This window comes from Catenibacterium sp. (assembly GCF_052354645.1).
Classification (GTDB): domain Bacteria; phylum Bacillota_I; class Bacilli_A; order Erysipelotrichales; family Coprobacillaceae; genus Catenibacterium; species Catenibacterium mitsuoka_A.
The window spans coordinates 1-3,610 of sequence record NZ_DAWDDM010000210.1 but is presented as its reverse complement, the minus strand read 5'-3'; the positions used below and the strand labels follow the sequence as shown (position 1 = coordinate 3,610).

The window sequence follows — 3,610 nt, the reverse complement described above, 5'->3', positions numbered from 1 at the left end:
ACAACACCAATAACACCTAAAGCAATTAGTGTGAATTCACTTACACAAGCAAATACGAAACCAAGAGCGAAGAATGGCCAAGTTTCTTTTGTAGCCATCATGTTGATAACCATTGCATAACCTACAGCGGCAACCATACCACCGACAACAGCCATACCACCAGATAACCAAGCTGGCATAGAATTTAATGCACCTGTTACAACCTTAGCTGGAACGATGCAAAGGATAACTGCTGGGATCATAATACGAAGACCCTGCATTAAGATTGCAGCAACCTGCCATCTTTCAATAGCCTTATAGTCACCTTTTTCTGCAGCTGCATCCATGAAGTGAACCATAGGGATTGCAAGAGTACGACAGATCATTGTTAAGAATAAACCTGCAACTGATAATGGTACTGCAACAGCGATAGAAGTATTGATAGCGTTAGTAACGTTTGTACTACCACCCTGTAAACCTAATACCATGATGATTGCTGAAGCAACTGATGCAAGAGCAGCATCTGGTGCAACAGCAGCACCAACGTTTGCCCAACCAAGGGCAATCATCTGTAATGAACCACCAAGGATGATACCTTCCTTTAAGTGTCCAGTAACTAAGCCGATTAACGTACATGCTACTAGAGGCTGATGGAACTGGAATTCATCAAGAATACCTTCCATACCTGCAAGTAAAGCAACAATCGCAATCAGCACAATTGAAATTGCTGACATAAATTATTTCCTCCCTTATTTAGACAATCCTTCTTTAGCTTTGTTAAGGATTGCATTGATGTTATCAGGTGAATCATTTGGTACTTTACGTACATCAAACTTAACACCCTTAGCCATAATCTTTTCAATAGTATCTACATCATCCTGACTCATTGATACGGCTTTAGTACAAACGACTTTACCCTGTGAATGAGCCATAGAACCTAAGTTCAATGTCTTGATGTCAACGCCACCTTCGATTGCACGAAGTGCATCCTGTGGGTTTTCAAATAATACTAATGCTTTTGTGTTACCAAAACGTGGATCCTTAGCAACCTGGATCATCTTATCGATTGGTACTACGTGAGCTTTAACACCTGGAGGTGCTGCCTGAATAATCATTTCTTTTCTAAGATCATCATGAGCCACACCATCAGATACAACGATGATACGGTTTGGCTGAGTTGTCTTAGTCCATGCAGTCGCAACCTGACCATGTAATAAACGTGAGTCAATTCTTGCTAATACATACTTGATGTGACCATCACCAATAACTGTTCCTTCAGGAATAGCGCCCTGAGGTGCTGGTGCAGCAGTTGCTGCCTTTTCTTCCTTCTTAGGTTCTAGTGTTTCAGGTTTTGGTTTAACACCATCTCTTGCCACTTCAGTGACATGTGTAGCGATTTCATGAGCTGTTTCCATAGACATACGAGATGCATAAGTTTCAATCAACATTGGTAAATTTAAACCAGTGACAATTGCCCACTTATCTTCATGTCCATTAAGTAAAGCACTTGCCTGATTGAATGGTGTTCCACCCCAAAGGTCTACAAGGAATAATACTTCATCCTGATTTTCAAAACCAGCAATCGCTTCTTCCATTTTTCTGCGAATATCATCTGGTCCTTCGCTAGGCATTAATGTGCAGGCTTTAACGTTAGCCTGATCACCAAAGATCATAGATCCTGACTGGAAAATGCCTTCTGCGAATTTACCATGACTCGCAAGGATAATTCCTACCATTTTATCTCCTACCTTTCATAATTGTAAGTAAGTAGCGAAGATATACTCAATATGTATATGGACATTCATACATATAACTTATATATTCATCTAATCCCTATCAACTTATATTTCTAGATAAATACAGTTTCTTTTCGAAATATATCTCCTATTTACTATGCTTACATTATATCACTATCATTTTTCTGTGCAATAATCCCGTTTTAGGAATTATAGATACCATACTTTTGAATTATATATACCGTATACATAAAAAAGTTGACATCATATCCCATATATGATAGTGTCTATGTACAAAACCTTTTGGTTGTGGATTTTTGTCAGAGAAATCTTATTTTCGCCACACAGCGTTTTTTTTTACGTTGTGTGGCTTTTTATATGTTTAGGAGGAAAATTATGAATCAAGATTATATGAAAACAAAACCTATACTCCCTTTAGTATTATCGATGAGCTTACCAATGGTGTTATCAATGCTTGTTAATTCTCTCTACAATATCGTAGATAGTTTCTTCGTAGCGCGTATTAGTGAGAATGCGATGAATGCTTTATCTCTAGTATTCCCTATTCAGAACCTTATTACTGCGATTGCCGTAGGGTTTGGTGTAGGCATGAATGCTGTGATTGCGTTCTATCTAGGTACAGAGGATCATAAGAAAGCTGAAAATTCTATGGCACAGGGATTATTACTTTCAGCAATCCATGGTCTAATTTTAATGGTTGTCTGTGTTGTGTTTATTCCTAACTTCTTAAAGTTCTTTACAAATGATCCTGTTGTATTAAAGGATGGGATATTATATGGACGTATTGCCTTCTCATTCTCTTTTGTGATTCAGGTAGGTATTGCCTTTGAAAAGATCAATCAGTCTTTAGGACGTATGGCTCTCACTATGAAGATTATGATTATAGGATGTGTCACAAATATTATTCTTGATCCTATTTTAATATTTGGTTTAGGTCCTATTCCTGCAATGGGTATTGCAGGAGCTGCGATTGCGACTGGTATTGGTCAGACAGTTCCTTTTATTCTATATCTATATTATTATAAGGTAGATTTACCACTACGTATTCATAAGGAAGCTTTAGAAAGTACTCAATATTATAAGAAGTTATATGGTATTGGTATTCCTGCTACTTTAAATATTGCCTTACCTTCTGTTCTTATTTCTGTATTAAATGCGATTCTTATTTCTTATTCAGCTATCTATGTTGTAGTACTAGGTATCTATTATAAGCTTCAGACATTTGTCTTTATGCCATCTAATGGAATCATCCAGGGTATTAGACCACTTGTTGGATATAACTATGGGGCTAAAGAATATGATCGTATTAATAAGATCTATAAGCTCACTCTTGGTTTAAGTTTAATTATTATGATTGCTGGAACACTTCTTTGTTTTGTATTCCCTAAAGAAATCATGGGACTCTTTACTAAGAATAAAGAAACACTTGATGCAGGTGTGACTGCCCTACGTATTATTAGTATTTCTTTTGTCTTCTCTTCACTCTCACTTACTTCAGGAGGTGTACTCGAAGGATTAGGTATGGGTATTCCATCACTCATTATCTCTTTATGTCGTTATGTAGTCATTATTCTTCCATGCGCTTATATTCTTTCTTCACTACTTGGACCAACTGGTGTATGGCATGCTTTCTGGATTACAGAAGTATTTACTGCAGTTATTTCTCTACTTATATATAAGAAGAAAAAGAAAGATTCATTTAACTTATGAGTGAAATCACAAAACATGCATTAGAAGATTCTTTAAAGGTATTACTCTTAAGAAAACCTTTCAATAAGATTACGATTGGTGATCTCACAAAAGAATGTGGTATTAACCGAATGACATTCTATTATCACTTTACTGATATGCATCATCTTCTTTCATGGATTATC

At 36.6% G+C, this 3,610-nt stretch carries 4 protein-coding genes; 2 read left to right on the top strand and 2 right to left on the bottom strand.

Features of this window, described 5'->3' with window-relative positions; genetic code table 11:
• Together ACT8VG_RS08765 and ACT8VG_RS08760 are read right to left on the bottom strand one after the other, a co-directional pair.
• On the bottom strand, positions 1–713 hold a 713-nt coding region (locus tag ACT8VG_RS08765), incomplete at its 3' end, for a PTS mannose/fructose/sorbose transporter subunit IIC (RefSeq protein ID WP_444195653.1).
• A gap of 15 nt (positions 714–728) precedes the next feature.
• Positions 729–1,715 carry a PTS sugar transporter subunit IIB gene (locus ACT8VG_RS08760; RefSeq protein WP_444195652.1) on the bottom strand — a complete coding sequence of 329 codons (987 nt, stop codon included), beginning with the start codon at positions 1,713–1,715 and terminating at the stop codon, positions 729–731.
• 396 nt (positions 1,716–2,111) lie between these two features.
• Here ACT8VG_RS08760 and ACT8VG_RS08755 point away from each other — a divergent pair, with 396 nt between their 5' ends.
• Positions 2,112–3,446, top strand: a complete 1,335-nt coding sequence (locus ACT8VG_RS08755) for an MATE family efflux transporter (protein WP_226793561.1) — start codon at positions 2,112–2,114, stop codon at positions 3,444–3,446.
• The coding region (locus ACT8VG_RS08750; protein ID WP_444195654.1) for a TetR family transcriptional regulator at positions 3,443–3,610 on the top strand (168 nt) is incomplete at its 3' end. The genes ACT8VG_RS08755 and ACT8VG_RS08750, both read left to right, overlap by 4 nt.